Origin of the sequence: Achromobacter sp. JD-1 (assembly GCF_038594925.1) — a bacterium.
GTDB lineage: Bacteria > Pseudomonadota > Gammaproteobacteria > Burkholderiales > Burkholderiaceae_B > Achromobacter > Achromobacter spanius_C.
Genome location: NZ_JBCGCS010000007.1, coordinates 205399 through 229953, shown reverse-complemented (window position 1 = coordinate 229953; position 24555 = coordinate 205399). Strand labels below are relative to the sequence as shown.

Here is a 24555-nt window from a genome sequence, read left to right as displayed (position 1 = left end):
GCGAGCCGGGCGCGCCACGAGGACGGCGCGCCCGGCTCGAACCGGCTTAACCGTTGGCGACGGCTTCGTAGCCGGCGGCGTCCAGCAGCTTGTCGGCGTCGGCGGCGTTGACCGGCTTGATCTTGAAGATCCAGGTGGTGAAGGCCGATTCGTTGATCAGGCTGGGGTTGTTTTCCAGTTCGTCATTGAAAGCGACGATTTCACCGTCGACCGGCGCGTAGATGTCGGAAGCGGCCTTGACCGACTCGACCACGCCGGCGGTTTCGCCCGCCTTCAGCTTGGCGCCGACATTCACGTCGCCAACGAAAACCAGGTCGCCCAATTGGTCCTGGGCGGTGTCGGTGATGCCGACGACGAACACGTCGCCTTCAGCTTTGACCCATTCGTGGGACGGGGTGTACTTGCGATCGGTGGGCAGGCTCATGGGAAATCCTCTAGGGAATACGGGGTAGATGAATGGTGTTGCGCGCCTCGCGCGAACGCCGCGTGCGTCTGGGCAGGCGGCCGGTCGCGCGAAGCTTCGAGTTTACGAGTGTTCGACGGCTTTGCCGTTACGAACAAAAGGCAGCTTGCAGACCAGGGCGGGCACCCATTTGCCACGGATATCGACTTCGACCGTATCGCCCGGACGCACGCCTTGCGGCAGGCGGGCAAAGCCGATCGACACGCCCAGCGTGGGCGACATGGTGCCGCTGGTGAGTTCGCCCGTGCCGGCGGGTGTGCGCACAGCCATGTGGGCGCGCATCACGCCGCGCTCTTGCAGCTTCAGGCCGACAAAGGCGGCGGGGGTGGCGAATTGTTCTAGCGCGTCGCGGCCGATGAAGCGGCGCTCGGCGTTCTTCAAGGACACGGTCCAGGTCAGGCCGGCCTGGTCGGGCTGGGTCAGCTCGTCCATGTCTTGGCCGTACAGGTTCATGCCGGCTTCCAGGCGCAGCGTGTCACGCGCGCCCAGACCCGCCGGGCGCACGCCCTGGGCGGCAAGGTCGCGCCACAGTTGCACGACGTCGGCGGCGGGCAGGACGATTTCAAAGCCGTCTTCGCCGGTGTAGCCGGTGCGAGCAACCAGCGTGTCGTCGCCCACGCGGGCGGCGACGAAGGGAGTCAGGGGTTCGGTAGCGGCCTGCCAGGCCGGGCGCGCGGCCCAGACCTTGGCGCGGGCGTTGGGGCCCTGCACGGCCACCATGGCCAGGTCGCGGCGCGGGGTGATGGCAACGTCAAAATTGCCGGCCTGCTTCACGCGCTGCATCCAGGCCACGTCTTTGTCGGCGGTGCCGGCGTTGACCACCACGCGCCATTCGTCGGCGGCGAAGAAATAGATGATCAGGTCGTCGATAACGCCGCCCTGCGGGTTCAGCATGCAGGAATACAGCGCCTTGCCGGGCACGGTCAGCTTGGCGACGTCATTGGCGACCAGGCGTTGCAGGAAGGCGAAGGCGTCCGGGCCAGCGACATCGACATTCAGCATGTGCGACACATCGAACATGCCGGCGTCCTGGCGCACCGCGTGGTGCTCTTCAAGCTGCGAGCCGTAGGCCAAGGGCATGTCCCAGCCGCCGAAATCGACCATTCGGGCGCCGGAAGCGATGTGTTCGTCGGCCAGCGGGGTGCGTTTGAGGGTTGCGGACATGCGCGAGAACTCCGGGACGGCAATGCTTTGCCAGGGTTACGGAATGCCGGTCGTGACAAGCGGACTGCGCCCGCACGGCATCGGCTGAATCTTCCGCCCCTCTGTCCTTTTGCCTGAGAGTTGCCCCGCGCGTGGCGGGTTTGCACCTTCGGCGCCTGGGCTGCTCGCTGTGTCCCGAATTCGGGGCGGCGCCAGGTCTCTCCAGAGTACTGTTTTGCCGCATCCACACGGTAAAAACCGGGACGGGGCAAGCATGTGCGGTATCGGTTACCTGAGCGATTCTGGGCGAATTGCGCCTTCGGCGGCGGCCCACTGAAACGGCCGCTCTCTCCCGCAAACATGCGTGACAGCGGCGCCAAGCATACAACGAAAACCAGCCCCGGAAAAGCGCGATTTCGGGGCTCGCCCCCTTGGCAAACCACTGCCAGGAAGCCGCGCTCGGCTTGACGCCAGCGGAGGCTATCCCAGCGCCGTGTCCAGCAGCATCATCAGCACAAAGCCCAGCATCAGCCCGCAGGTGGCATAGACCTCGTGCCCCTTGCGGTGCGATTCGGGAATGATTTCATGGCTGATGACAAACAGCATGGCGCCAGCCGCGAAGCCCAGACCCCAGGGCAGCAGCATCGCCGACCAGCCCACGATGGCGGCGCCCAGCACGGCGCCCAGCGGCTCGACCAGCCCCGACAACATCCCCAGCGCCACGGCGAAGGTTCGCGTGTAGCCGGCTGCCAGCAACGCCACCGCCACGACCAACCCTTCGGGAACGTCCTGGATGGCGATGCCGGTAGCCAGCGCGGTGCCGGCCACCGGATCGCCGCCCGCAAAGCCGACCCCGATGGCCAGGCCTTCGGGCAGGTTATGCAGGGTGATGGCGATGACGAACAGCCAGGCCCGACGAATGCGGCGCGACTCGATGCCTTCGCGCCCCTTGATGAAGTGTTCGTGCGGCAGCGTGCGGTCCATGATGAGCAGCACGGCGGCGCCCAACAGAATGGCCGCCCCCACCGTCAGCCCCGCGCCCCATGGGCCCATGCCCTGGCTTTCGGCCGCCGCGATGCCCGGAGCCACCAGCGAAAACGCGCAGGCCGCCAGCATGACGCCAGCGCCGAAGCCGAACATGCTGTCCTGGACCTTTTGCGGAATGGTGCGGGCGAACAGAATGGGCAAGGTGCCCAGCGCGGTGGCGGCGGCGGCCACCAGGCCGCCCAGCAAGGCGTCAGCTACGTGCGGCGCGCGCACATCCAGATAAGCCCACAACTGGTGCAAAGCCAGGCATGACACCAAGACCGCCAGCGTCCAGACACTGATGCTGGTGGCCGCGGGACGCACGCGATGACGACTGAAGGTGTTCATGGGGCGGCTGCCTCCGTCACAGAGCGGGCTTAGCCCTTCGCAGCCGCATAGCGGCGAGCCACTTCGGACCAATTCACGACATTGTAAAAGGCGCCTATGTATTCAGGACGACGGTTTTGGTACTTGAGGTAATAGGCGTGTTCCCAGACGTCCAGACCCAGGATCGGGGTGTTGCCCTGCATCAGCGGACTGTCCTGGTTGGCGCTGCTTTCCACCACCAGCTTGCCGGCGGGCGTGACCGAAAGCCAGGCCCAGCCGCTGCCAAAGCGGGTCAGGGCGGCTTTGGTGAAGGCCTCGCGGAAAGCAGCCATGCCGCCCAGTTCGGCATCGATGGCGGCGGCCAGCGCGCCATCAGGCTCACCGCCGCCTTCGGGCGACATGACGGACCAGAACAAGCTGTGGTTGGCGTGCCCGCCGCCATGGTTGCGCACCGCGCCGCGTATGGCTTCGGGCAATTGGTCCAGGCGCGCGACCAGGGCTTCAACAGGCTCTTCCGTGCTGATGCCCGCGCCATCCAGCGCCGCGTTCAGGCTGGTGACATAGGTTTGATGATGCTTGCTGTAGTGGATCTCCATCGTCATCGCGTCGATGTGAGGCTCCAGGGCGTCATAGGCGTAGGGCAGCGTCGGAAGGGTATAGGGCATGCATGTCTCCGTGGGACAGGTGCCTTTGCATCGAAAGGCGCCAGTCGAAATCGAAAACATAAATGATATGTATTTTTATTTGATAAAACAATAACGACATTGTCATAAGTCGCGGAATGGTCCCGTCCTATGATCCCGCAGTCCTAGGGCGCCCACCCCGGACGCTTTAACTTCGAGTATCCGCCGTAAACATGATCGAAATTTCCACCACGAGCATCGCAAGCGCTCTGATAGTCCTGTTTCCCCTGGTAGCACTCATCCTCGTTTCCCTGCGCCGCGTTGTGCCCACCAACATGGTGCACATCGTGCAATCCAGCAAACAGACCACGCCCTACGGGCGCGGCAAGTTGGGCGGCAACACCTACTACCACTGGCCAAGCTGGGTACCGATCTGGGGCGTGGCGGTATCCAAGTTCCCGGAAAGCAACTTCCAGGTCGACCTTAAGGATTACGCTGCCTATGACGCGGCACGGCTGCCGTTCGAAGTCGACGTCACCGCGTTCTTCCGCATCGAAGACGCCTCGCTTGCCGCCCAACGCGTGTCCACCTTTGATGTCCTGGTCGACCAGCTTCGCAACGTGGTCCAAGGGTCCGTGCGCAGCGTGCTGGCAACGAACAAGCTGGAAGACATCATGCAGGCGCGAAGCACGCTTGCCGATGCTTTTACCGCGGCAGTCGACACCCAACTGGCCGAATGGGGCGTCAAGACCGTCAAGACCATCGAGTTCATGGACATCCGCGACAGCGCGAACAATAAAGTGATAGACCAGATCATGGCTCGCGAAAAGGCGCGCATAGACCGCCAGAGCCGTGAAGAAGTGGCCGAACACAATCGCGCGGCAACCGAAAAAGAAATCGCCATGAAGCGCGAAATCGACCTTCAACAGCAGAACGCTCGCCAACAGGTCGGCATGCGCAACGCGGAAACCGAACGCGAGGTCGGCATCGCGGAAGAAAAGTCGCGCCAGGCGATTGCATTCGAATCCGTCAGCACGGCTCGAAAGGACATGGAGGTGCAGCGAGTGCGCGACGTACAAACGGCCGAAATTTCGCGCGATGTTGCCGTCGTCAGGGCCGAAGAAAACCGGCAGATTGCCGTGGTCGCCGCCCACGCCGAAAAAGAAGCCCAAATTGCCAAGGCGGAAGGCGATTTGATCTCGGCCACCCGGGAAGCCGAGGGGGTAACGGCGCTTGGCGCCGCAAAAGCGTCAGCGGAGCAAGCCATGCAGGTGGCGCCCGTTGAAGCGCAAATCAAGCTGGCGAAAGAAATCGGAGGCAACGCCGGCTACCAGGAATACCTCATCCGCATCGAACAGGTACGGTCAGGCAAGGATGTCGGCATGGAAATGGCCCGCGCCATGCAGCAAGCGGACTTGAAGGTCATCGCCAATTCGGGCGATATGCAAAACGGCGTCGCCTCACTGGGCGACATGTTCACCCCCGCTGGCGGCACACGCCTGACCGGCATGTTGGCCGCGCTGGCGCAAACACCGGAAGGCGCCGCACTGATTGAAAAGCTGGGCGTCCCGCTGGTAGCCGGCAAGGCGATCAAGGAAGTTTCCGATAGCGCCACACTAGGCGCCGTGGCAGCCGCTGCCATGTCCCACGAAGCAATCTTGACGCCCCCGCCTGCTGCGACGCCTACGGCCGAAGGAGCAATCTGGCGGCAGCGCTGATCTCTGCGCGGTTTACAGCGCCTTGCCGCAGGCCACGCCCGAGGCCCAGGCCCATTGGAAGTTGTAGCCGCCCAGCCAGCCGGTCACGTCCACGGCTTCGCCAATGAAGTACAGGCCGGGCGCGGTCTTGGCCTGCATGGATTTCTGATCCAGGCCGCGTGTGTCGACACCGCCACGCATCACTTCGGCCTTCTTGTAGCCGGCGGTGCCGCTGGGCACCAGCGTCCATTGATGGATGTCTTGCGCCAAGGCCCGCAGCGTCTTGTCCGGCGCGTCAGCCAGGCGCATCGCGGCAAGGCCGGGCTTGCCGCCCTGCTCCGCCAGATGCAGCCAACGATCCGCCAGCCGCTTGGGCCACAGCCCTGCCAGCACGGTGTGCAATTGCTGCCGATTGCCCGACTTGGAAGCCAGCAGTTCTTCGGCCAGGTCACGGCCCGGGGCCAGGTCAATGACGATGGGTTCACCTGGCTTCCAATAGCTGGATATCTGCAGGATGCCCGGCCCGGACAGGCCGCGATGGGTGAACAGCAGATCTTCCAGGAATTCACCACGGGTCTTGCCCTGCCCCGTTTGCAGGCCCACTTCCAGCGCCACGCCCGACAGTTCCGACAGCGCCTGCCATTGGGCCGGGTCAAAGGTCAGCGGCACCAGCGCGGGCCGGGGCTCGACCACCTTCAAGCCGAATTGGCGCGCAATCTTCAAGCCAAAATCGGTGGCGCCCAATTGCGGGATCGCCATGCCACCCGTGGCCACCACCAGCTTGGCCGCGCGGATCACGCCCTGGCTGGTGCGCAACTCGAAACCCTGCTCACCATGGCTGATCTCGGCCACCGAACAGCCCATGCGCCACTGCACATTGCCCGCGTCGCACTCGGCGCGCAGCATGTCGATGATGGATTCGCTGGAATCGTTGCAGAACAACTGGCCACGATGCTTCTCGTGCCAGGCGATGTGGTGGCGCTTCATCAGCGCCAGGAAATCCTGCGGCGTATAGGCCGACAGTGCCGAGCGGCAGAAATGTGGGTTGTCGGAAAGAAAATTGGCGGGTCCGGTGCCGATGTTGGTGAAGTTGCAGCGGCCGCCGCCCGAAATGCGGATCTTCTCGGCCAGGCGCTCGGCGTGGTCGACCAGCACCACACGCAAGCCGCGCTGGCCGGCTACCGCTGCACACATCATGCCAGCGGCGCCGGCGCCGAGTACGGCTACATCAAACATCAGGACTCCAGACCCGCCGGGTCTTATTCTTCGATCAGGCAATCAACGTAGTAGCGCTTTTCGCCATCGGGACCCACTTCATCGGCCAGGCCGTGAATATAGGTTTCGAAGCCGGGGAAGCGCTCGTTGAATTCACGCGCGAATTGCAGGTACTGCACGATGGTGCGGTTGAAGCGTTCGCCCGGAATCAACAGCGGAATGCCCGGGGGATACGGCGTCAGCAGCACACCCGTGACGCGGCCTTCCAGCTTGTCGATGTCGACACGCTCGACCTCGCGGTGCGCCATGCGCGCAAAGGCGTCCGACGGCTTCAGCGCCGGCACCATGTCGCTCAGGTACATCTCGGTGGTCAGGCGGGCGACGTCGCGCGCGCGATAGGCTTCGTGGATTTCCTGGCAAAGATCGCGCAGGCCCATGCGCTCGTAGCGGCGATGCACGCGGCAGAAGTCCGGCAGGATGCGCCACAGCGGCTGGTTGCGGTCGTAGTCATCCTTGAACTGCTGCAAGGCGGTCAACAGCGTGTTCCAGCGGCCCTTGGTGATGCCGATGGTGAACAGGATGAAGAACGAATACAGGCCGGTCTTTTCAACCACCACGCCGTGCTCGGTCAGGTACTTGGACACCAGCGCGGCCGGAATGCCGGTTTCGCCAAAGCTGCCCGACATGTCCAGCCCCGGCGTGATGACCGTGGCCTTGATCGGGTCCAGCATGTTGAAGCCTTCGGCCATTTCGCCGAAGCCGTGCCAGTGGTCGTTGGCTTCCAGGATCCATTCGTCGCGGTTGCCGATGCCTTCGGACACCAGGCGGTTCGGGCCCCAGACCTTGAACCACCAGTCGTTCTTGCCGAATTCCGATTCCACCTTGCGCATGGCGCGGCGGAAGTCCAGCGCTTCGCGGATGCTTTCCTCGACCAGCGCGGTGCCTCCGGGCGGTTCCATCATGGCGGCGGCCACGTCGCACGACGCGATGATCGCGTACTGCGGCGAGGTCGACGTGTGCATCAGGTACGCCTCGTTGAAGACGTTGCGGTCCAGTTTGCGGGTCTCGGATTCCTGCACGATGATCTGCGAGGCCTGCGAAATACCGGCCAGCAGCTTGTGCGTGGAGTGCGTGGCGAAGACCATCGCGTCCTGGCTGCGCGGGCGGTCCTGGCCAATGGCGTGCATGTCCTGGTAGAACTCGTGGAAGGACGCGTGCGGCAGCCAGGCTTCGTCAAAGTGCAGCGTATCGACATAGCTGCCGAGCTGTTCCTTGATCATTTCCACGTTGTAGATGACGCCGTCGTACGTGCTTTGCGTCAGCGTCAGGATGCGCGGATTCTTGTTCACCGCTTCGCGCGCGAAGGGGTTGGCTTCGATCTTCTTGCGGATGTTGTCCGGGTGGAATTCTTCCAGCGGAATCGGGCCGATGATGCCCAGGTGGTTGCGCGTGGGGCGCAGGAACACCGGGATCGCGCCCGTCATCGTGATGGCGTGCAAAATCGACTTGTGGCAGTTGCGGTCCACCACCACCACGTCGCCGGCCGCGACGTTGGCGTGCCACACGACCTTGTTGGACGTGGACGTGCCGTTGGTCACGAAGAAGCAATGATCGGCGTGGAAAATGCGCGCGGCGTTCAGTTCGGACTCGGCCACGGGGCCGGTGTGGTCCAGCAGTTGGCCCAGTTCGTCCACGGCGTTGCAGACGTCGGCGCGCAGCATGTTTTCACCGAAGAACTGGTGGAACATGCGGCCCACGGGGCTCTTCAGGAAGGCGACGCCGCCCGAGTGGCCCGGGCAGTGCCAGGAATACGAACCGTCTTGCGCGTACTTGACCAGCTCGCGGAAGAACGGCGGGGGCAGCGAATCCACGTAGCTGCGCGCTTCGCGGATGATGTGGCGCGCCACGAATTCGGGGGTGTCCTCGAACATGTGGATGAAGCCGTGCAGCTCGCGCAGGATGTCGTTCGGAATGTGTTCCGACGTACGCGTTTCCCCATACAGGTAGATGGGGATGTCGGCGTTGCGGAAACGCAGTTCACCAATGAACATGCGCAGGTTCTTGATCGCGCTGGCCACGTCCTCGGGCGAGTCCACGTCGAACTCTTCATCGTCGATGGACAGGATGAAGGCGCTGGCGCGGCTTTGCTGTTGCGCAAACGAACTCAGGTCGCCGTAACTGGTCACCCCGATCACCTCGACGCCCTCGGCCTCGATCGCTTCAGATAAGGCACGAATACCCAAACCGGACGCGTTCTCGGAACGGTAGTCCTCGTCGATGATGAAAATGGGGAAGCGAAATTTCATGCAGGCGCTCCTGGGGGCATGGCGGGTTCGGTCGCATAACGCGGCGCGAGTGTACTGCTTGTAAAAATCCGGCTGATGACAGACGGCGCGAGCCCCCGCCGACAGGCGGGAATGGCCGAATTGTAGGGCCGTTTTTCTTTCAGTCCTACGGGAAATCCCCAGATGGGCCGAACAGCCGTTGTCATCGCGCCAAAAGCGGCGGCTTTCGGCACGGAGACAACGGTTGCCGGGGAAAAAACCTACCGGATGGTACGAGCTTCACCAGCCCGCAGGGCCGAGGTGAACAGCTCGAAATAGGCGGGGATGGACTCGGCGGCCCCGTCCCGAATGCGGCGCTCGACCTTGGCGATGGCGCCAAAACAGACCTCAGCCCCAGGTTCGCCGCAGACAAGCACGACCGGATCGTCGTCGTCGCAGACCTCATACAAGCCGCCGTGTGCGCGGCGACCCACCTCGTAAAGGTAGGCGGCGGCGCCGACGGTCTGCATGGGGGTCAGGGGCAGGCTGCCCAGGTGGGCGGCCTCTAGCGCGTCATCAAGCGCATGGACGCTGGACAGGGAGTAGTCCAGCACGACGCCGGTGGATTCGGCGACGTCTACAAAGTGTTGCGCGGCGTCCGCCACTCGCTCGACAAACGCATCCTGCACTTCGTCGAGATTGGCGTCCTGGTTTATCTTGAGGAAACCGAACATCGTTGGCTCCTTTGTGAAAACCGCAAGCGGCAATAGCCCGATTATAGGCGGCGGCTTTGCCTATACTGCCCCGCAAAGCCCGCCAACGTTTCCTATTCCCAACACTTGACGCCCATGAACCCAACGCTAGTCAGACGCCTGACCACCCCGGATGCCCCGTCTTTACGACGCCTGCGCCTGGATGCGCTGATTGAAACGCCCGAATCGTTCGGATCAAGTTACGAAGAGGAACACACGCTGACACTGGAAGATATCCAGGCGTGGATCGCGCCGCAGAACGATGGCGCGATGTTCGGGGTATTCGACGATGAGTCGCTGGTGGGCATCGTGGGCGTGGGCCGCCAGCGCAAGTTGAAGATGCGCCACAAGGCGCACATCTGGAGCATGTACGTGGCGCCCGCGCAGCGCGGCCGTGGCTTGGGCCGCTTGCTGATGCAGGCCGCCATTGCACACGCGCGCACCATGCGTGGCATCCGCCAGGTGCAGTTGAGCGTCACCGCCAACAACGCGGCGGCAGCATCGCTGTATGCCAGCCTGGGATTCGAGGAATACGGCAAGGAGCGCGAATCCCTGTGCGTGAACGGCCAGTTGTACGACGAGACATTGATGGCGCTGCCGCTCGACGGCAAGTAGCCCGCTCGGCCCAGGGCGAGGGGTCAGGCGCCGTTAGATCCGACCGCCCCAGTCAGGCCGCCGAACCGCGCCGCCGCGCGCCATAGGCGCACACCTGATTGCGACCGCCATCCTTGGCTTTGTACAGCGCCTGGTCGGCCGCCTTGATCACCGCTTCGGGCGCGCGCAAGGCGTCGCCCCGCTCGGCCACGCCGATGCTGACGGTGACACGCATCGGTCGCGCATTGCGTCCACCACGCGCACCGCGCCGACGCTGGCCGAGCTGGTCCGCCTTGGGCCGCGCCGGCTTATCCCGCAAACGCATCTGATACGCCTCGATGGCCCGTCTGACCGCTTCCAGATGCGGCATGCTTTCGGCCGCCGTCTTGCCGGGAAACACCAGCGTGAATTCTTCGCCGCCATAGCGATAGGCCTGGCCGCCGCCCGGCACGCGCCGCAATTGCGAGGCCACCATGCGCAGCACCTGATCGCCCACGTCGTGGCCATGGGTGTCGTTGAACGCCTTGAAATGGTCCACATCGGCCATCGCCAGCGTGTACACGCGGCCCATGCGCTGCAAGCGCTCGTTCAGCGCGCGCCGCCCCGGCAGGCCGGTCAGCTCGTCGCGAAAGGCCATGTGAAAACCTTCGTGTGCCAGCGAAATGCACAGCGCGGTGAGCGCCGCGGACGACATCAGGGCCAGTTCAATCGGGTGATGCTCGCCGCGCGGCAACACCCATGCCATGCACACGAAACCGAGCCACTGCCCCGCCTGCTGAGGACGCCCGTAACGCAACAGCAGCAAAGTCAGCGTCAGGCCGGTGCCCAGCAGCGCCACCAGCGCTTCGATCGGCACGCCCAGGCGCGCCAGCTTGCCTTGCACGGCCAGGGTGCCAAACACTTCCACCAGGCCGTCCTTGCCGATCAGAGCAATGCCGGCCACGCCGATGGCAATCAGGCCAACACGCAAGGCCAGGTCCAGCAGCATGCTGGAACGTTCCGCCCACAGCGCGTTGATGGTGTAAGCCACCGCCCACCAGGCCAGCGCGGGCCCCAGCGCCCAGGGCGCTTCACGCGCCAGCGTTGGCCACATCACGGTGGCGGCCAGTACGCACAGCATCAGCGCCATCGTCTGCGAACGCTGGTACATCAGGCAGATCGCCGCGCCAATCAGCGCCATCACCCAGGGCACGAACGGCACGATCAATGTGAGCGCCGGCGGCCATTCCCGCCACAACAAGAGCGCAACCGCGGCGGCCACTGGCAGCGCGGGGTAAAACAACAGGGGCAGCCAGGGAATATGGGGGTAACGCACGGGGGTCGGGGCCTTGCTCAGCTTGCAGAGATGACGTCGCCAAATCGGCAAACACACATATTCTTTTTACGGTCGCGGGCGTGGGTTCTTTAGCGCATACGACCCAACACCGCCGCCGATCTCTCCGCGTGATATGGTTTTCAACCGCCTGACTCCGGAACGCCCCATGCAGCTTCTTATCAATATCGATGTGCCCGATCTCGAGCATGCGCTTGACTTCTATCAGCGCGCTTTCGGCCTGACGCTGCACCGACGACTGGGGCCGAAAGCGGCGGAAATGCTCGGCGCCAGCGCCCCCATCTACCTGCTTGAAAAAGCCGCGGGCACGCGCGCCACCAGCGCCGTGCCGCAATGGCGGGACTACGCGCGCCACTGGACACCCGTGCATCTGGACGTGGTGGTGCCGGACGTGGACCGCGCTGTTGATCAGGCCGTGGCCGCCGGAGCGCGTCTGGAAGACCCCGCGGCAACCCACGCGTGGGGCCGCATCGCACACCTTAGCGACCCTTACGGCCACGGCATTTGCATCCTGCAATTCCTGGGCCGGGGCTATGACGAACTGGTGGAAGACACCGACGTGCGGATCACGCCCGTCGCGGCGGCGGATTTCGATGCGCTGGCGGACATACGCGTCGCGGCCATGCGCGACAGCCTGGAACGGGTGGGCCGCTTTGACGCCGACCGGGCGCGCGCGCGGCTACGCGACAATTTCCACCCGGACTGCACCTGGTGGATTGAACGGGGCGGACAACGGCTGGGGTTCTATGCCCTGCGGCCGGATGGCCAGGGTTTGCGGCTGGACCACCTGTATGTGGTGCCCGCCGCGCAGGGCCAGAGCCTGGGCGGCCGCGTCCTGCAAGGCATTCTGGCAGACGCCGACCGCCAAGGGTTGCCGGTCAGCGTGGGCGCGCTACGGGGTAGCGACGCCAACCGCTTCTATCGTCGGCACGGCTTCGTTCAGGCTGGCGAGACCGAATGGGATATTGCATACCTGCGCCCGGTGGGCGGGCAAACGCGCTGAAGAATCAGGCTTGATTCGTCAGCGCCGCCCATCAGGTACGCGGCAAGGTCACGCCGCGCTGCCCCTGGTACTTGCCGCCACGATCCTTGTACGAGGTCTCGCAGACTTCGTCGCTTTCCAGGAACAGCATCTGCGCGCAGCCTTCGCCGGCGTAGATCTTGGCGGGCAGCGGCGTGGTGTTCGAGAATTCCAGCGTGACGTGGCCTTCCCATTCGGGTTCCAGCGGCGTCACGTTGACGATGATGCCGCAACGCGCGTAGGTGCTCTTGCCCAGGCAGATGGTCAGGACACTGCGCGGAATGCGGAAGTATTCCACCGTGCGGGCCAGGGCAAAGGAGTTCGGCGGGATGATGCAGACATCACCCTTGAAGTCCACGAATGAGCCCTCGTCGAAATTCTTGGGATCGACGATGGTGGAATTGATGTTGGTGAAGATCTTGAATTCGTCGGCGCAACGCACGTCGTAGCCGTAGCTGCTGGTGCCGTAGCTGACGATGCGCCCGCCATTGGCCGTGCGGACCTGGCCCGGTTCAAAGGGTTCGATCATGCCGGCGTCGGCCTGGCGGCGGATCCAGCGGTCGCTTTTGATGCTCATGGTGGCAATGGTGCTAAAGGGGTGAAGTGGGGGCCATTTTACTCAGTTCCCCCAGAACGTCCGGTAGACCAGGGCAATACCGTTCACTGATCCGCCCTTCAGGTCCACCGACAGCCCGCGCGCCAACCGGTAACTGGCCCGGCCCACGGTATCGCTGCCCGCCAGCCCCTGTTCGACGCTCAGCGTAATGCCGTTGGCGAACGATTTGCTGGCCACCAGGAACTGGGTGGCCAACTGGCTGTTGCTGTCCCGGTTCACGTTGCCCGCCACGGTGCGGTCGGGCAGGATGCTGCCTGAACTGCCGATGTTGCCGGTGCGCACGCTGACGTCGTCCAGCCCGAACTGCTTGTAGAACGGCTGCCCGCCTCCCAGCAGCGCGGTACCCACCGACACCAGCAGGGCCGCGTCGCTGCCGCTTTCGTCGGGCCCCCGACCCAGCAGCAGCCACGACAGCTTTTCCACGTCGCTGACTTCGGGGTAGGACACCAGGTCGATGCGCGGACGCTGGGCGGTGCCCACCACCTTGACGCCGGCTTCCACCTGTTCGCCCGTGCGCAGCGCCTCGATATCCAGTATCGGGTTGTCCAGCCGGCCTTGGAACGTCAGGGTGCCACGGGTTAGCCGCAGCTTCTGGCCATAGGCCTCGATGCCGCCGCCCCGCGTGCGCAAGGCGCCCACGCCCGTCAAGCGGCCATCGTTCAGCAGGATCTGGATAGAGCCGAGCAGGCCGGCGTCCAGCCCCATGCCGGTGATGTAGAAGCGCGGTCCCATGTCGAACTTCAGATTCATGCTGGTTTGCAGCGGCGTGGACACCGTGGCGCTGTCCTCGCCGGCACGGATGACTTTCACATCGTCGTCCAGCGACGGCACGCCCTGCAGGATTTCCAGGCTGAACCAGCCGGCGTCGGCTTTCAGGTCGCCCACGATATCGATGCGCGGCATGGCCGCCGTCAGGTTGATGGTGCCCGAGACCATGGCGTAGCGGTCCGAGCGTTGCAGCGCCGGGAAGCGATACAGCGTCAACTTGATGTTGCCGCCGCCGTCCATGATGTTCCATTGACCGCTGGCCTCGGCGTATCCGCCCTTGGCGCCGGGGTTGGTCGTGATCCATTCCTTGGTGCGCCATTCGGCCGGCATCACGCGCAGCGCCGCCGGAAACCGCAGGCTGTCCAGCACCAGCCGCTGGCCATCCAGCCGCGCCGCCAGCGTGCCGTCAACGAGGCGCACGCCGTCGTCGATGCGCACCACGCGCAGCTTGTCGCCACGGATGTTGCCGGTGGCCGACCACTTGCCGGCCAGCGTGCCCTGGACGTCGATGTTGGCCTTGACCGCCCCGCCCACTTCCATGGTGTCACCCACGAAAAGACTGACCCAGGCCAGGTCGGCAATATCGGCGTCAAGCTTGGCGCGCAGGGCTTGGCGCTCGTCCAGCGCCATGCCGCCCTTGGCGTCCATGCGCAGCACCGCCGTGCCGGTGCCATTGACGGTGCCCATCTTGTTGGTGGCCAGATTAAGCCTGGCATCCAGACGGCTGGCATTCGGCGACGTAGGCGTGGCGGTCAGGTCCAGCACCAATGCCTTCAAACCCAGCGGGATGGGCGGGTCGCCGGGAATCAACAGGTCCCCTTCGCGACGAGCGATGCGGGCCTTGCCGGCCAGCCTGCCGTCGAATTTAAGGTCCCAAAGCACATCCAGCGCGATGCGGCGCTGGCCCTCGGGCACCATGGCGTTCACGCGAGCGGGCCCCTTGCCCAGCTTGCTGGCGGCATCAGGGTCGATGGCGCCTATCAGCTGGCGGGCCATGGCGGCGGTAATGACCAGGTTGTCGGCCTGGCCGGCGGTTTCCCAGCGCTTGCCGCCCCCGCGCGATCCCTGATGCGCCAAGGTCAGCCGCTCCTTGCCCGGCAAGGTGATGCCAAGCACGGTCTGCCCGACCTGCCATTGCCATTGCGGGTGTACAGCCGAGGGCAGATAGGCCAAGGACACGGGACGGTCAGCCGCCACGGTGAAGCCGGCGGTATCAGCCGTCAGCCGGGAAAACGTGCCGCGCCAGCCAACCAGCGCCGAGTCGGGCTGGCCCGCCGGGCCTTTGCCCCAGCCACCGGCAAAGACGATATTGGCCCTGACGGGCGCTTGGCCCAGGACACCGGCGCGTGGTTGGGCGGGCGTATAGCCAGCGCTCAGTTCGCCGCGATGCGCGGCCACGGTGCCGGCTAATTTGCCCTTGAGTTCCGCGCCACCGGGGATGCCGGGCCAGAAAGCGTCCAACTGCGGGGCTTGCGCGTCCAAGGTCAGGGCGCCGTCATTGGCGTCCATCTCTCCCGATGCCTGAATGCGGTTGCGGCCCAGTTTCAGATCCACGTCCAGGCCGTGAATGCGCAGCCCGGCCAGCGGGTCAGCGGTGGAGGACGGGGTGGTGGTGGGGGCTGCCGCGGCAATATCCACTTGCGCCTTGACGCTGCCTGTCAGAGGCTGCTTGTTCCAACGGGTGCCGTCTTCAAAGCGCAGATCAACGGCGGCGTGACGCAACTGGCTCAGGTTTTCGATATCGGCCTGCACGTCGCCGCGTACGGTCAGCACGGCTGGCGGAATGGACTCGCCCAGCCAGGGTGCCAAATCCAGGCGCTGCGCGCTGATGGTGCCCGCGATGCGGTCGCGGCCCGCCCCCTGCTGCGCCGGGTTGGATTGCAGGTCCAATTGCGCGGCCAAGGCCGATTTATCGGGCAGTTGGACGTTGACCCGCGCGCTGCGCAACACCAACGCCGTGCGCGGCGCCAGGTCGGCCACCACGTTCAGCAGCAAGCCGGAGCCGTCGCCATCCAGCTTGGCCTGGATACCATCCATCGACCCGGCGGCATCGGCGCGCAACATGACTTGGCAGGCGGGCGGCGGCGGCCCTGCCAACTGGGACGAGTCGACAGGCTTGGCCTCGCCCTTGGCGGATGCCGCCGCCCCGGTCTTGGCGTCGGCCTGGCGCTTGGGGTCGGACTTGGCTTTGGGGTCGGGCGGTGACTTGGGCGACTTGGCATCGGCCTGCTCGCCGCTTGCCGTCTGGCTTGCGGCCACCATGCCGCTTAATTTGTCCGCCTGGCACAAGGGGGATTCGGGGCCAGATCCGCGCGCGGTCACATCCAGGCGCGCGGCGAAGGGCCAGGGGTCCGCCATGCCTTGAAGCTCGGCCTCGCCCGAGACCTGCGCCTCGCCCATTTCGTGGCCGACGCGCAATGAAGCAATGCGCAACTGCGCGCCCTGCTTGCCGGCCGCGAACGTGGCGCTCAGGTCGCCCAGCGTGACCGGCAAGGGCTGACCGTCCTGCTCCAAGAGGAAGTCGCCCAACGCCACGCGGTCCACGGCGATATCCACGGGCAGCGACGGCAGCGAAAACGGTTCGCCGTCATCCTCGGGGGCAGGCGCGTCGGCCTGGGTCGTCAACGCCACGCGCACCGACCCCGCCGATACATCCCGCACATGCAGTCGCCGGTCGCCCAGCGCGCGCCAATTCACCCGCAGATGCAGCTCGGTGACGTCGATGTGCGTACCGCCGCCCACATCCAGGTCCAGCTTGCCCACGGTCACGCCGCGCAGCAGCGAACCGTGAACGTCCAGCGCCTGGCCGTCCAGTTGTTGGGCAGCCGTCGTCAACAGCAGTCGGGTTCCGTTCTGCGACCCCACCAGCCAGAACAGAAAGCCGCTGGCCAACAACAGCAGCATCGCCACGCCGGGCAGCCACCACACCAGCACCTGGCGCAGAAATTTGCGCAACATCCTCAAAACGCGATCCCCAACGAAAAGTGCAGGCGCAGGTCGCGCTCGCGCTGACCGTAAGCCACGTCCAGGGACAGCGGGCCAGCGGGCGTGCGCACCCGCGCACCCACGCCGTAGCCCAGGGCCAGCGACATATCGCCAAACGACTCCGCGGCATCGCCGGCATCCAAAAACACGCCCATGCCCCAGCGCTCGTCGAAGTAGTGGTCGTATTCGATGCTGCCGACAACCAGCGTGGGCGCGCCCACCACCGCGTTGTCGCGCTGCAAGCCGATGCTCTGGTACTTGTAGCCGCGAATGGACCGCGCGCCGCCCGTGCGAAAGCCGAAGTCGTCAGGCACCTGCACCTTGCTGCTGGACCACACCCGCCCGACCTCGCCGCGTACCGTCAGCACGTCCAGCTTGCCGATGGGCCACCATTTCTGCGCGCGCAGCCGGGCGCGGGTATAGGGCTCGCCGGTGTCCAGCGTGACGCCCACGCCGCCGCCCACGGCGATCAGGTTGCCTTCGCGCGGGTTGTATTTGTTGTCCACGTCGCGGCGCAGCCATTCGGCCGTGGCGGTCAGCGTGGGCAAGGTGTATTCGTCGCCGCCGTCGATCTTCACGTGATCTTGCGCCAGCAACATGCCCCAACGGGTTTCGTATTCGACCCGGCTGTCGCCCGCGCCCTTGCGCTCTTGCAAGCGCGTGGCGCCCAGGGCATAGCGCGTCACTTCCAGGCCCTGGATGTCGGAATGGTCAGCCAGGACGCCGATTGAATCCTTGTAGCCGCGCTCGGTCGGCGGCAGCAGGAAGTCGGCGTAGGCGCGTTGGCGCAGCCGGTCCACGCCGAAACCGGTTTCCATGGTGACGGGCTGGCCAAACACCACGTTCTGCCGGTACAGCGATTCCACCCGCACGCCCGCTTCGTCGTCCAAGCCGATCGACGCCGTGAAGCGCTTGGGTGGCGCTTCGACCACGCGCACCTGCACCGGCAGGGTCACTTCGCCGTCGGAATCAAAGGTGGGCGGCGGAGGCGGGACGGCGCCGGATACGGACGGGTCGCCCGCCGGCGTGGCCGCGTCCAGGTCGGTGGAGCCTGGTGCACGGGCTCGATCGACATTCACGTCGCTCGCCTGCGACTGCGCGCTGCCGGGTGTCTCCAGCGACACGAACGCGCCGCGAAAGAAGGAGGTGGATTGCAGGTCTTGCTGCCAGGAGTCCAGCCGGTTCTGGTCATAGGCCGCGCCAACCGAATAGCGCACGTAGCGCTGGACGAGCTTGTCGGGCACGCGCTTCAGGCCTTCGGTGTTGAGTTCGCCCATGCGGACCTGGGGGCCGCTGTCGATGGTGACGTGCAAGTTGGCCGTGGCCGTGTCAGCCATGATGTCGGCTTGCGAGGCCGTCATGCGCGCCAGCATGAAATCGCGCGTGGAAACGTCGTCCAGCAAGGTCGACTTGGCGCGGTTCCAATCGCTGTTGATGAACGGCTGCCCGGCCTTGAGCTGCCAGTCGTCGCGCAATCTCTGCACGCGCTGGGCATATTCAGGCCGCGTGATGCGGCCCGTGAATTTCAGGTCCACGGACGAAACGGTGGTGCGCTTGCCGGGCACAATGCCGATATCCCAGGTTTCCCCGCCGATGTCGGTGCCGGCTTCCAACGTCACCTTGGGTGAAAAATACCCCTGCGTGGCCAGCGCGGCCAGCGTGGCGTCGCGCGCGCGACGACGCAGCCGGTTGATTTCACCGCCGTCCTGGTCCTCGGCCAAGCGCGCAATGGCGTCAACCGCCTGGGTGATCGCCGTCAGCGCGGCGGGGGGCACGCCCCCCGGGTCCACAATGATTTCCGGGCGCTTGGCCAGGGCCTCGCCCGACACCACGCAGAGTCCTGCCAGAAAGGCGCGTGCTGCCCACCGCATGCGTCACGTCGGCTGCTGGACGACGATGGACGGGAATTTTCCGGCCATGTCGCGCGGAAGCGTCGCGACGCCCGCCGCAAGCTTGCGCGCAATACCGCGATACAGCGCGGCGGCTTCGCTGCCCGCGTCCGACACCACGGTGGGTTTGCCGGCATCCGTCTGTTCGCGGATGGCCAGCGTCAAGGGCAGGCTGCCCAGCCAGGGCGTCTGGTACTGCTCGGCCATGCGCTGGCCGCCGCCTTCGCCAAAGATATGTTCGGCGCGCCCGCACTGCGAGCAGATGTGGATGGCCATGTTTTCGACCACGCCCAGAATCGGCACCTCCACCTTCTGGAACATGCGCAGGCCCTTGCGCGCGTCCAGCAATGCCACGTCCTGCGGCGTGGTGACGATCACCGCGCCAACCACCGGCACCTTCTGCGCCAGCGTCAGCGCCACGTCGCCCGTGCCCGGAGGCATGTCGACGATCAGGTAATCCAGGTCGCGCCAGTTGGTCTGGCGCAGCAATTGTTCCAGCGCCTGCGTCACCATGGGGCCGCGCCAGATGGCGGGCGAATCGGCGTCGATCAGGAAACCAATGGAATTGGCCTGCAAGCCATGGCCCGTCAACGGTTCCATGCTTTTGTTGTCCAGGCTTTCGGGGCGGCCGGAAATGCCCAGCATGGTCGGCACGCTGGGGCCGTAGATGTCGGCATCCAGCACGCCTACGCTGGCGCCGTCGGCCGCCAGGGCCAGCGCCAGGTTGACGGCGGTGGTGCTCTTGCCCACGCCGCCCTTGCCGGAGGCAACCGCAATGATGTTGCGCACATTGGGCAGCGGCTTCAGGCCTTTCTGCACCGCATGCGCGGCAACCTTCCAGGTAATGGTGATTTGTGCGTCGGGCACGCCAGCGGCGGCCAGGGCGGCGGCGGCAATGGCGGCGACGTCGTCGCGCACGCCGTCGGCGGGATAACCCAGTTCCAGCGTCACGGCGGGGCGGGCGCCCGCCAGTTGGATGTCACGATCTTTTACAGAAACGCCCAGGTCCAAACCCGTGTTGGGGTCGCGCGCGACGCGCAGGGCGGCGCGGATATTTTCTATCGTTATACTCATGTCACTATGGTTCCGTAGGCAGCGCGGCTTTTGCGGGCCGCCATCCCCTAAAGGATAGCGGATACGCGGGAACCTTTCGCTGCGTTTTGCATCCGACCTTCATGACCAACACACTTATCCGCTTCTTCCGTGCCGTCCTATTCGCCGCCCTGGCCTTGATTGGCATGGCGATGGCGCTGGTCTTCATGCTCTCCACGGCGCTTGCCGTGGCGATCCTGTACGTGGTCGCCAAGGTGCGTGGCAAACCTTTCGGCGTCCGCGCCTACTGGAGCCAACGCCAAGGCGCCCGACCGGGTCCATTCCAGTCCGCCACCGCCCCTTTCGCCACGCAGCCGCGTGGCGATGTGATCGACGTCGAAGCCCGCGAAATCCGCTAACGGCAGCGTTGCATAATGGCTTGCGCCGCACGCGGCGCAAGCTTGCCGTTGCACGATGCGCCCGCGGGGCCTGCATGCCGCAGGCGCCGGCGCTCCGCTCTGGCCGCTTGCTCTTGACCGCTTCTCTTCAACCCGCCCGAATCGCAACCCTGCGACCGGCGGGTTGAGTCGTTATCGGAGCGCATCAGGGGCAAGACTTCGCCATTGCCCTAAAATGGCCGCCAATCCCCTTTTTCCTTCCACCTCTGTCGACAACCATGTCTCGCACCCTTTTTGTCACCACAGCGCTGCCCTACGCCAACGGCTCCTTCCACATCGGCCACATCATGGAATACATCCAGGCTGATATCTGGGTCCGTTCGATGCGAATGGCGGGCCACACGGTGCATTTCGTGGGTGCGGATGACGCGCACGGCGCGCCCATCATGCTGAAGGCCGAAAAAGAAGGCATCACGCCGCAGGCGCTGGTGGCCCGTTACGCAGCCGAACGCCCGCAGTACCTGAACGGTTTCCACATCCGCTTCGACCACTGGCATTCCACCGATTCCGCTGAAAACGTCGCGCTGTCGCAAGACATTTACCGCGCGCTGCGTGCCCAGGACCTGATCGAAACCCGCTCCGTCGAGCAGTTCTACGACCCGGTCAAGGGCATGTTCCTGGCCGACCGCTACATCAAGGGCGAATGCCCCAAGTGCCATGCGAAGGACCAATACGGCGACTCCTGCGAGGTGTGCGGAGCCGTCTATGCGCCCACCGAGCTCATCAACCCGTATTCGGCCCTGACCGGCGCCACGCCCGTACTGAAATCGTCCGACCACTTTTTCTTCAAGTTGTCGGACCCGCGCTGCGTGGAATTCCTGCAGCAATGGACCACCGGGGCCAATGCCAACGGCGGCAAGCACCTGCAGCCCGAAATGCTGGCCAAGACCCGTGAATGGCTCGGCGCCGAAGACGGCGAGGCCAAGCTGGGCGACTGGGACATTTCTCGCGATGCGCCCTACTTCGGCATTGAAATCCCCGATGCGCCGGGCAAGTACTTCTACGTGTGGCTGGACGCGCCCGTCGGTTATCTGGCGTCGCTGAAGTCGTATTGCGCGGTCAAGGGACTGGATTTCGACGCCCTGCTTGACCCCAGTGGCAGCACCGAACAAGTCCACTTCATCGGCAAGGACATCGTCTATTTCCACGCACTGTTCTGGCCCGCCATGCTGAAGTTCGCCGGCCGCAAGACGCCGGACCAGGTGAATGTGCACGGCTTCATCACCGTCAGCGGCGAAAAAATGTCCAAGAGCCGCGGCACCGGTATTTCGCCGCTGCGCTATCTGGAACTGGGCATGAACGCCGAGTGGATGCGCTATTACATCGCCGCCAAGTTGAATGCCCGCGTCGAAGACGTGGACTTCAACCCGGAAGATTTCATCGCCCGCGTGAACAGTGACCTGGTCGGCAAATACGTCAACATCGCCAGCCGCGCCGCCAGCTTCATCACCAAGCACTTTGATGGCGTGCTGGGCTATTCCGGCGACACCGCCGCGCTGTCGGCCGAATACGCCGAACAGGCCGAATCGATCCGCGCCGCGTTCGAAGCCCGCGAATACAACCGCGCCATCCGCGAAATCATGGCCTATGCCGACCGCATCAACCAGGCGTTCGACACGGCCCAGCCGTGGGTGCTGGCCAAGGGCCTGGCCACCGCTGACGACGCGCAAAAGGCGGCGCTGCAAGACATCTGCTCGCGTTCGCTGGCGGGTTTCAAGGCCTTGTCCGTGATGCTGGCCCCGGTGCTGCCGTCGTTGGCCGAACGCGTGGCGCTTGAACTGTTTGGCGCGCAGGCCCCGTTCACCTGGGCAGACGCCGCCGTGCTGCCGCAACGCGTGGCGCCGTTCAAGCACCTGATGCAGCGCGTGGAACCCCAAATGCTGGAAGATCTGTTCGAGCCGCCCGCCGCCCCGGTGGTGGTGCCCGGCGGCGAACCGCTGGCCGAGACCATTTCCATCGACGATTTCGCCCGCGTTGACCTGCGCATTGCGCAGATCGTCAATTGCGAGCACGTCGAAGGCTCGACCAAGCTGCTGCGCCTGACGCTGGACGTAGGCGAAGGCCGTCATCGCAACGTGTTTTCGGGCATCAAATCGGCCTACAAGCCGGAAGACCTGATCGGCAAGCTGACCGTCATGGTGGCCAACCTGGCCCCGCGCAAGATGAAGTTCGGCGTATCCGAAGGCATGGTGCTGGCCGCCAGCCACGCCGACGAAGCGGTGGATGCCGGCATCTACGTGCTGGAACCCTTCCCCGGCGCCAAGCCCGGCATGCGCGTGCGCTGATCGGGATGCGCTAGCCCAGCAACAACCCGCCAATCGGCGGGTTTTTTATCGTCTGATGGTAATCAGCGTTGACTAGGCGCCAACCCCGGATCCAGCGAATGGCGTTCGTCGAAGACGAAGCATTTGCCGTCATACCCCGGGCCGCCCGTTTCCTCGAAGTACTTGAGGATGCCGCCGTCCAATTGGTACACGTTCTGGATACCCGCTTCGTTCATGTAGATGGCGGCTTTTTCGCAGCGGATGCCGCCCGTGCAGAAACTGACGACGGTCTTGCCTTCGAGGTCGGCGCGGTGCGCCTGGACGGCGGCGGGAAACTGCGTGAAGCGTTCGATGCGCCAGTCGATGGCGTTATGGAATGTGCCTTCGTCGACTTCGAAGGCATTGCGCGTGTCAAGCATCACCACAGGCCGGCCAGCGTCGTCGGCGCCCTGCGCGAGCCAGCGCGCCAGCGTCTTGGCGTCCACGCCGGGCGCACGGCCCGCTTCGGGGCGGATGGTGGGGTGGTCCATGCGGATGATTTCGCGCTTGATCTTCACCAACAGCTTGCGGAACGGCACGGCGTCGCTGTGGCTGAACTTGACTTCCAGGTCGGCAAAACGGGGGTCGGCGCTCAGCGTTTGCAGGAAAGCGTCGATACCCTCTGCCGAGCCCGCCAGAAACAGGTTGATGCCCTCTTCGGCCAGCAGGATGGTGCCCTTGAGCGCACAGTCCCCAGCCACCGTGAGCAGGCGGGCGCGCAGGTCGGGCAGGGAATCCAGCGAGACAAATTTATAAGCGGCGATATTGACAACGGAAGTCATGGCAAAGCGATGAAAAGCGGACGGCGAAGCCCGTAATAGTAATCGGTGCGCGGGCCGCGCCGCCCGGCGCCAGGCTGGCCACGGCTTGATCCGGCTCAAATGAGGGGACGGTTTCCTGCTCGACCACGGCATTCAGCTCCCGGCGCGCGGACGAGGCATCCGCCGCCGGCTTGAGGGGCATCACGGATCCGCGCGACGGCCGAAGTCCAGGGTGTCGCCCGAGCTCAATACCCAGGTCATGCGCTGCGGGTTGTTGGTGTTGTCCAGCGACATTGCGGTGATGCGCGTCAGGCCAGCCAGGAAGTCTTGCTCCAGCTTCATCGTCTGCGCAGCGCAGGCCATCCTGGTGGCCACGGGGTTCGCACGCACGATGAGTTGGCCGTTGGCCACCGTGTAGGGCGCGCTGTACTGGTTGCAGCCTGCAAAGCCCGACAGGATTGGGGCCCCCTGCACATGGACGAAGCTGGCCGTCAGCGGACGGGAATTCGATGACGGATGCGGGATGCTGCGCAGGCCGCCGCCAGGCAGCGTCCAGCGAGCCAGGTCCCACCCCGTCTGTGCCAGCACGTCCGACGCCGACGCCGGTTGAAAGCGCGGGTCCTGCCCGTCCGCGGCGCGATACGGCGGTGCGGCGCAGGCGGCCAGGCCCAGGGATAACAGGCACGGCGCCAGCCTGCGCAGAGAAGCGATAAAGGGCATGAACGGCCTCGCGGAATCAGGGGGTGGGAGGATCCTGGCGGCGCTCGAATTCCAGCACGTCGCCGCCGCGCAGGTTGAACGTCAGGTGCCGCGGAGCACCGCCGCTGTCCAGCGTGAAGGTATCGATGGCGCTCAGCCCGCGCAGGTAGTCGGCTTCGAGTTTGGCGCGTTCCGCCGGCACGCAGGCCATGCGGGTGGTGGCCGGCGCGTTGATGAACAGCTTGCCGCCTTCCAGCTTGTAGGAACCCATGTAGCGGTTGCATCCGGCAAAGCCATTGACCCGGTACTGCTTGCCTTGGGCCAGGAACGTCAGCCGCACCGGTTCGCCGTTGTCACCGTGGGGAATATCACGCAAGACACCGCCGGGCTGCGCCCAGCGGACCAGTTCCCAACTGGTCTGGGCCAGTGAGTCCGCGCTGGTGGCGGCATTGGCCGCGGCGGCGCCTTGCGGGCGCGCACCTCCGTTGGACCCCGCGCACCCCGCCAAGGTCGCCGCCAATAGGCTCAGGCATAGCAGCCGACAACGCGAAGACAGATGGGTAAGCATGGGTAGGGCTCCTGAAGG

The 24555-nt window shown here is 65.0% G+C and carries 21 protein-coding genes and 2 riboswitches; of the genes, 5 read left to right on the top strand and 16 right to left on the bottom strand.

Features of this window, described 5'->3' with window-relative positions; translation table 11 throughout:
- Positions 1-46: 46 nt before the first annotated feature.
- The 4 genes from gcvH to WBR68_RS13680 form a co-directional block, all read right to left on the bottom strand.
- Positions 47-424, bottom strand: a complete 378-nt coding sequence (gene gcvH, locus WBR68_RS13695; RefSeq protein WP_050448093.1) for a glycine cleavage system protein GcvH — start codon at positions 422-424, stop codon at positions 47-49.
- A 102-nt stretch (positions 425-526) separates the two neighbouring features.
- Entirely contained in the window at positions 527-1627 is a 1101-nt protein-coding gene (gene gcvT / locus WBR68_RS13690; protein ID WP_230694526.1) for a glycine cleavage system aminomethyltransferase GcvT, read from the bottom strand.
- Positions 1628-1718: 91 nt separating this feature from the next.
- Positions 1719-1842, bottom strand: a riboswitch (glycine riboswitch).
- Positions 1843-1875: 33 nt separating this feature from the next.
- Positions 1876-1971, bottom strand: a riboswitch (glycine riboswitch).
- Between the two features lie 115 nt (positions 1972-2086).
- Positions 2087-2980 carry a ZIP family metal transporter gene (locus tag WBR68_RS13685; protein ID WP_127185803.1) on the bottom strand — a complete coding sequence of 298 codons (894 nt, stop codon included), beginning with the start codon at positions 2978-2980 and terminating at the stop codon, positions 2087-2089.
- A 29-nt stretch (positions 2981-3009) separates the two neighbouring features.
- Positions 3010-3624, bottom strand: a complete 615-nt coding sequence (locus WBR68_RS13680) for a superoxide dismutase (RefSeq protein WP_230694525.1) — start codon at positions 3622-3624, stop codon at positions 3010-3012.
- A 191-nt stretch (positions 3625-3815) separates the two neighbouring features.
- Here WBR68_RS13680 and WBR68_RS13675 point away from each other — a divergent pair, with 191 nt between their 5' ends.
- Complete coding sequence (locus WBR68_RS13675; RefSeq protein WP_083447444.1) at positions 3816-5300, top strand: SPFH domain-containing protein; 1485 nt, start codon at positions 3816-3818, stop codon at positions 5298-5300.
- Positions 5301-5312: 12 nt separating this feature from the next.
- On the opposite strand, the gene WBR68_RS13670 is transcribed toward WBR68_RS13675, so the two are convergent.
- From WBR68_RS13670 to WBR68_RS13660, 3 genes are all read right to left on the bottom strand, one after another.
- Positions 5313-6515: an NAD(P)/FAD-dependent oxidoreductase gene (locus WBR68_RS13670; protein WP_230694524.1), complete on the bottom strand. Its 1203-nt coding sequence runs from the start codon at positions 6513-6515 to the stop codon at positions 5313-5315.
- Positions 6516-6538: 23 nt separating this feature from the next.
- Positions 6539-8800: an arginine/lysine/ornithine decarboxylase gene (locus tag WBR68_RS13665; RefSeq protein WP_050448098.1), complete on the bottom strand. Its 2262-nt coding sequence runs from the start codon at positions 8798-8800 to the stop codon at positions 6539-6541.
- 239 nt (positions 8801-9039) lie between these two features.
- A complete protein-coding gene (locus WBR68_RS13660; protein ID WP_230694523.1) occupies positions 9040-9492 on the bottom strand; it encodes a hypothetical protein in 453 nt (150 codons plus the stop codon).
- Between the two features lie 114 nt (positions 9493-9606).
- Here WBR68_RS13660 and WBR68_RS13655 point away from each other — a divergent pair, with 114 nt between their 5' ends.
- On the top strand, positions 9607-10125 hold the full coding sequence (locus WBR68_RS13655; protein ID WP_050448112.1) for a GNAT family N-acetyltransferase: 519 nt from the start codon (positions 9607-9609) through the stop codon (positions 10123-10125).
- A 52-nt stretch (positions 10126-10177) separates the two neighbouring features.
- Here WBR68_RS13655 and WBR68_RS13650 read toward each other — a convergent pair whose 3' ends face one another.
- Entirely contained in the window at positions 10178-11419 is a 1242-nt protein-coding gene (locus WBR68_RS13650) for a GGDEF domain-containing protein (RefSeq protein WP_230694522.1), read from the bottom strand.
- Positions 11420-11585: 166 nt separating this feature from the next.
- On the opposite strand from WBR68_RS13650, the gene WBR68_RS13645 reads away from it, so the two are divergent.
- The gene (locus WBR68_RS13645; RefSeq protein WP_230694521.1) at positions 11586-12440 is read left to right on the top strand and encodes a GNAT family N-acetyltransferase; all 855 of its coding nucleotides are present in this window, start codon (positions 11586-11588) and stop codon (positions 12438-12440) included.
- 31 nt (positions 12441-12471) lie between these two features.
- On the opposite strand, the gene dcd is transcribed toward WBR68_RS13645, so the two are convergent.
- Genes dcd through apbC form a run of 4 tightly spaced genes read right to left on the bottom strand, consistent with a single transcriptional unit; the run spans position 12472 to position 19790 of the window.
- The gene (gene dcd / locus WBR68_RS13640; RefSeq protein WP_050448101.1) at positions 12472-13035 is read right to left on the bottom strand and encodes a dCTP deaminase; all 564 of its coding nucleotides are present in this window, start codon (positions 13033-13035) and stop codon (positions 12472-12474) included.
- A gap of 42 nt (positions 13036-13077) precedes the next feature.
- The gene (locus WBR68_RS13635; protein WP_446697886.1) at positions 13078-16806 is read right to left on the bottom strand and encodes a translocation/assembly module TamB domain-containing protein; all 3729 of its coding nucleotides are present in this window, start codon (positions 16804-16806) and stop codon (positions 13078-13080) included.
- Positions 16803-18698, bottom strand: coding sequence for an autotransporter assembly complex protein TamA (locus tag WBR68_RS13630; protein ID WP_230694519.1), 1896 nt, complete (start codon positions 18696-18698; stop codon positions 16803-16805). Before WBR68_RS13630 ends, WBR68_RS13635 begins: the two co-directional genes overlap by 4 nt.
- Positions 18699-18701: 3 nt before the next feature.
- Positions 18702-19790 carry an iron-sulfur cluster carrier protein ApbC gene (gene apbC, locus WBR68_RS13625; RefSeq protein WP_230694518.1) on the bottom strand — a complete coding sequence of 363 codons (1089 nt, stop codon included), beginning with the start codon at positions 19788-19790 and terminating at the stop codon, positions 18702-18704.
- A 101-nt stretch (positions 19791-19891) separates the two neighbouring features.
- On the opposite strand from apbC, the gene WBR68_RS13620 reads away from it, so the two are divergent.
- Both WBR68_RS13620 and metG read left to right on the top strand, forming a co-directional pair.
- The gene (locus WBR68_RS13620) at positions 19892-20167 is read left to right on the top strand and encodes a hypothetical protein (protein WP_050448114.1); all 276 of its coding nucleotides are present in this window, start codon (positions 19892-19894) and stop codon (positions 20165-20167) included.
- A 257-nt stretch (positions 20168-20424) separates the two neighbouring features.
- Positions 20425-22491 (top strand): methionine--tRNA ligase, encoded by a 2067-nt coding sequence (gene metG, locus WBR68_RS13615; RefSeq protein WP_050448105.1) that lies wholly within the window; start codon positions 20425-20427, stop codon positions 22489-22491.
- Positions 22492-22553: 62 nt separating this feature from the next.
- On the opposite strand, the gene WBR68_RS13610 is transcribed toward metG, so the two are convergent.
- Genes WBR68_RS13610 through WBR68_RS13595 form a run of 4 tightly spaced genes read right to left on the bottom strand, consistent with a single transcriptional unit; the run spans position 22554 to position 24537 of the window.
- Positions 22554-23291, bottom strand: coding sequence for a sulfurtransferase (locus tag WBR68_RS13610; protein ID WP_230694517.1), 738 nt, complete (start codon positions 23289-23291; stop codon positions 22554-22556).
- A complete protein-coding gene (locus tag WBR68_RS13605) occupies positions 23260-23472 on the bottom strand; it encodes a hypothetical protein (RefSeq protein WP_157055504.1) in 213 nt (70 codons plus the stop codon). Before WBR68_RS13605 ends, WBR68_RS13610 begins: the two co-directional genes overlap by 32 nt.
- The gene (locus WBR68_RS13600; protein WP_050449444.1) at positions 23472-23990 is read right to left on the bottom strand and encodes an META domain-containing protein; all 519 of its coding nucleotides are present in this window, start codon (positions 23988-23990) and stop codon (positions 23472-23474) included. Before WBR68_RS13600 ends, WBR68_RS13605 begins: the two co-directional genes overlap by 1 nt.
- A gap of 16 nt (positions 23991-24006) precedes the next feature.
- Positions 24007-24537, bottom strand: coding sequence for an META domain-containing protein (locus WBR68_RS13595; protein WP_050449443.1), 531 nt, complete (start codon positions 24535-24537; stop codon positions 24007-24009).
- Positions 24538-24555 lie beyond the last annotated feature (18 nt).

Excerpts from the sequence above, each read along its gene's own strand:
- gcvH (WP_050448093.1), bottom strand. The coding sequence starts at position 424 with ATGAGCCTGCCCACCGATCGCAAGTACACCCCGTCCCACGAATGGGTC.
- gcvT (WP_230694526.1), bottom strand. The coding sequence starts at position 1,627 with ATGTCCGCAACCCTCAAACGCACCCCGCTGGCCGACGAACACATCGCT.
- WBR68_RS13685 (WP_127185803.1), bottom strand. The coding sequence starts at position 2,980 with ATGAACACCTTCAGTCGTCATCGCGTGCGTCCCGCGGCCACCAGCATC.
- WBR68_RS13680 (WP_230694525.1), bottom strand. The coding sequence starts at position 3,624 with ATGCCCTATACCCTTCCGACGCTGCCCTACGCCTATGACGCCCTGGAG.
- WBR68_RS13675 (WP_083447444.1), top strand. The coding sequence starts at position 3,816 with ATGATCGAAATTTCCACCACGAGCATCGCAAGCGCTCTGATAGTCCTG.
- WBR68_RS13670 (WP_230694524.1), bottom strand. The coding sequence starts at position 6,515 with ATGTTTGATGTAGCCGTACTCGGCGCCGGCGCCGCTGGCATGATGTGT.
- WBR68_RS13665 (WP_050448098.1), bottom strand. The coding sequence starts at position 8,800 with ATGAAATTTCGCTTCCCCATTTTCATCATCGACGAGGACTACCGTTCC.
- WBR68_RS13660 (WP_230694523.1), bottom strand. The coding sequence starts at position 9,492 with ATGTTCGGTTTCCTCAAGATAAACCAGGACGCCAATCTCGACGAAGTG.
- WBR68_RS13655 (WP_050448112.1), top strand. The coding sequence starts at position 9,607 with ATGAACCCAACGCTAGTCAGACGCCTGACCACCCCGGATGCCCCGTCT.
- WBR68_RS13645 (WP_230694521.1), top strand. The coding sequence starts at position 11,586 with ATGCAGCTTCTTATCAATATCGATGTGCCCGATCTCGAGCATGCGCTT.
- dcd (WP_050448101.1), bottom strand. The coding sequence starts at position 13,035 with ATGAGCATCAAAAGCGACCGCTGGATCCGCCGCCAGGCCGACGCCGGC.
- WBR68_RS13630 (WP_230694519.1), bottom strand. The coding sequence starts at position 18,698 with ATGCGGTGGGCAGCACGCGCCTTTCTGGCAGGACTCTGCGTGGTGTCG.
- apbC (WP_230694518.1), bottom strand. The coding sequence starts at position 19,790 with ATGAGTATAACGATAGAAAATATCCGCGCCGCCCTGCGCGTCGCGCGC.
- WBR68_RS13620 (WP_050448114.1), top strand. The coding sequence starts at position 19,892 with ATGACCAACACACTTATCCGCTTCTTCCGTGCCGTCCTATTCGCCGCC.
- metG (WP_050448105.1), top strand. The coding sequence starts at position 20,425 with ATGTCTCGCACCCTTTTTGTCACCACAGCGCTGCCCTACGCCAACGGC.
- WBR68_RS13610 (WP_230694517.1), bottom strand. The coding sequence starts at position 23,291 with ATGACTTCCGTTGTCAATATCGCCGCTTATAAATTTGTCTCGCTGGAT.
- WBR68_RS13605 (WP_157055504.1), bottom strand. The coding sequence starts at position 23,472 with ATGCCCCTCAAGCCGGCGGCGGATGCCTCGTCCGCGCGCCGGGAGCTG.
- WBR68_RS13600 (WP_050449444.1), bottom strand. The coding sequence starts at position 23,990 with ATGCCCTTTATCGCTTCTCTGCGCAGGCTGGCGCCGTGCCTGTTATCC.
- WBR68_RS13595 (WP_050449443.1), bottom strand. The coding sequence starts at position 24,537 with ATGCTTACCCATCTGTCTTCGCGTTGTCGGCTGCTATGCCTGAGCCTA.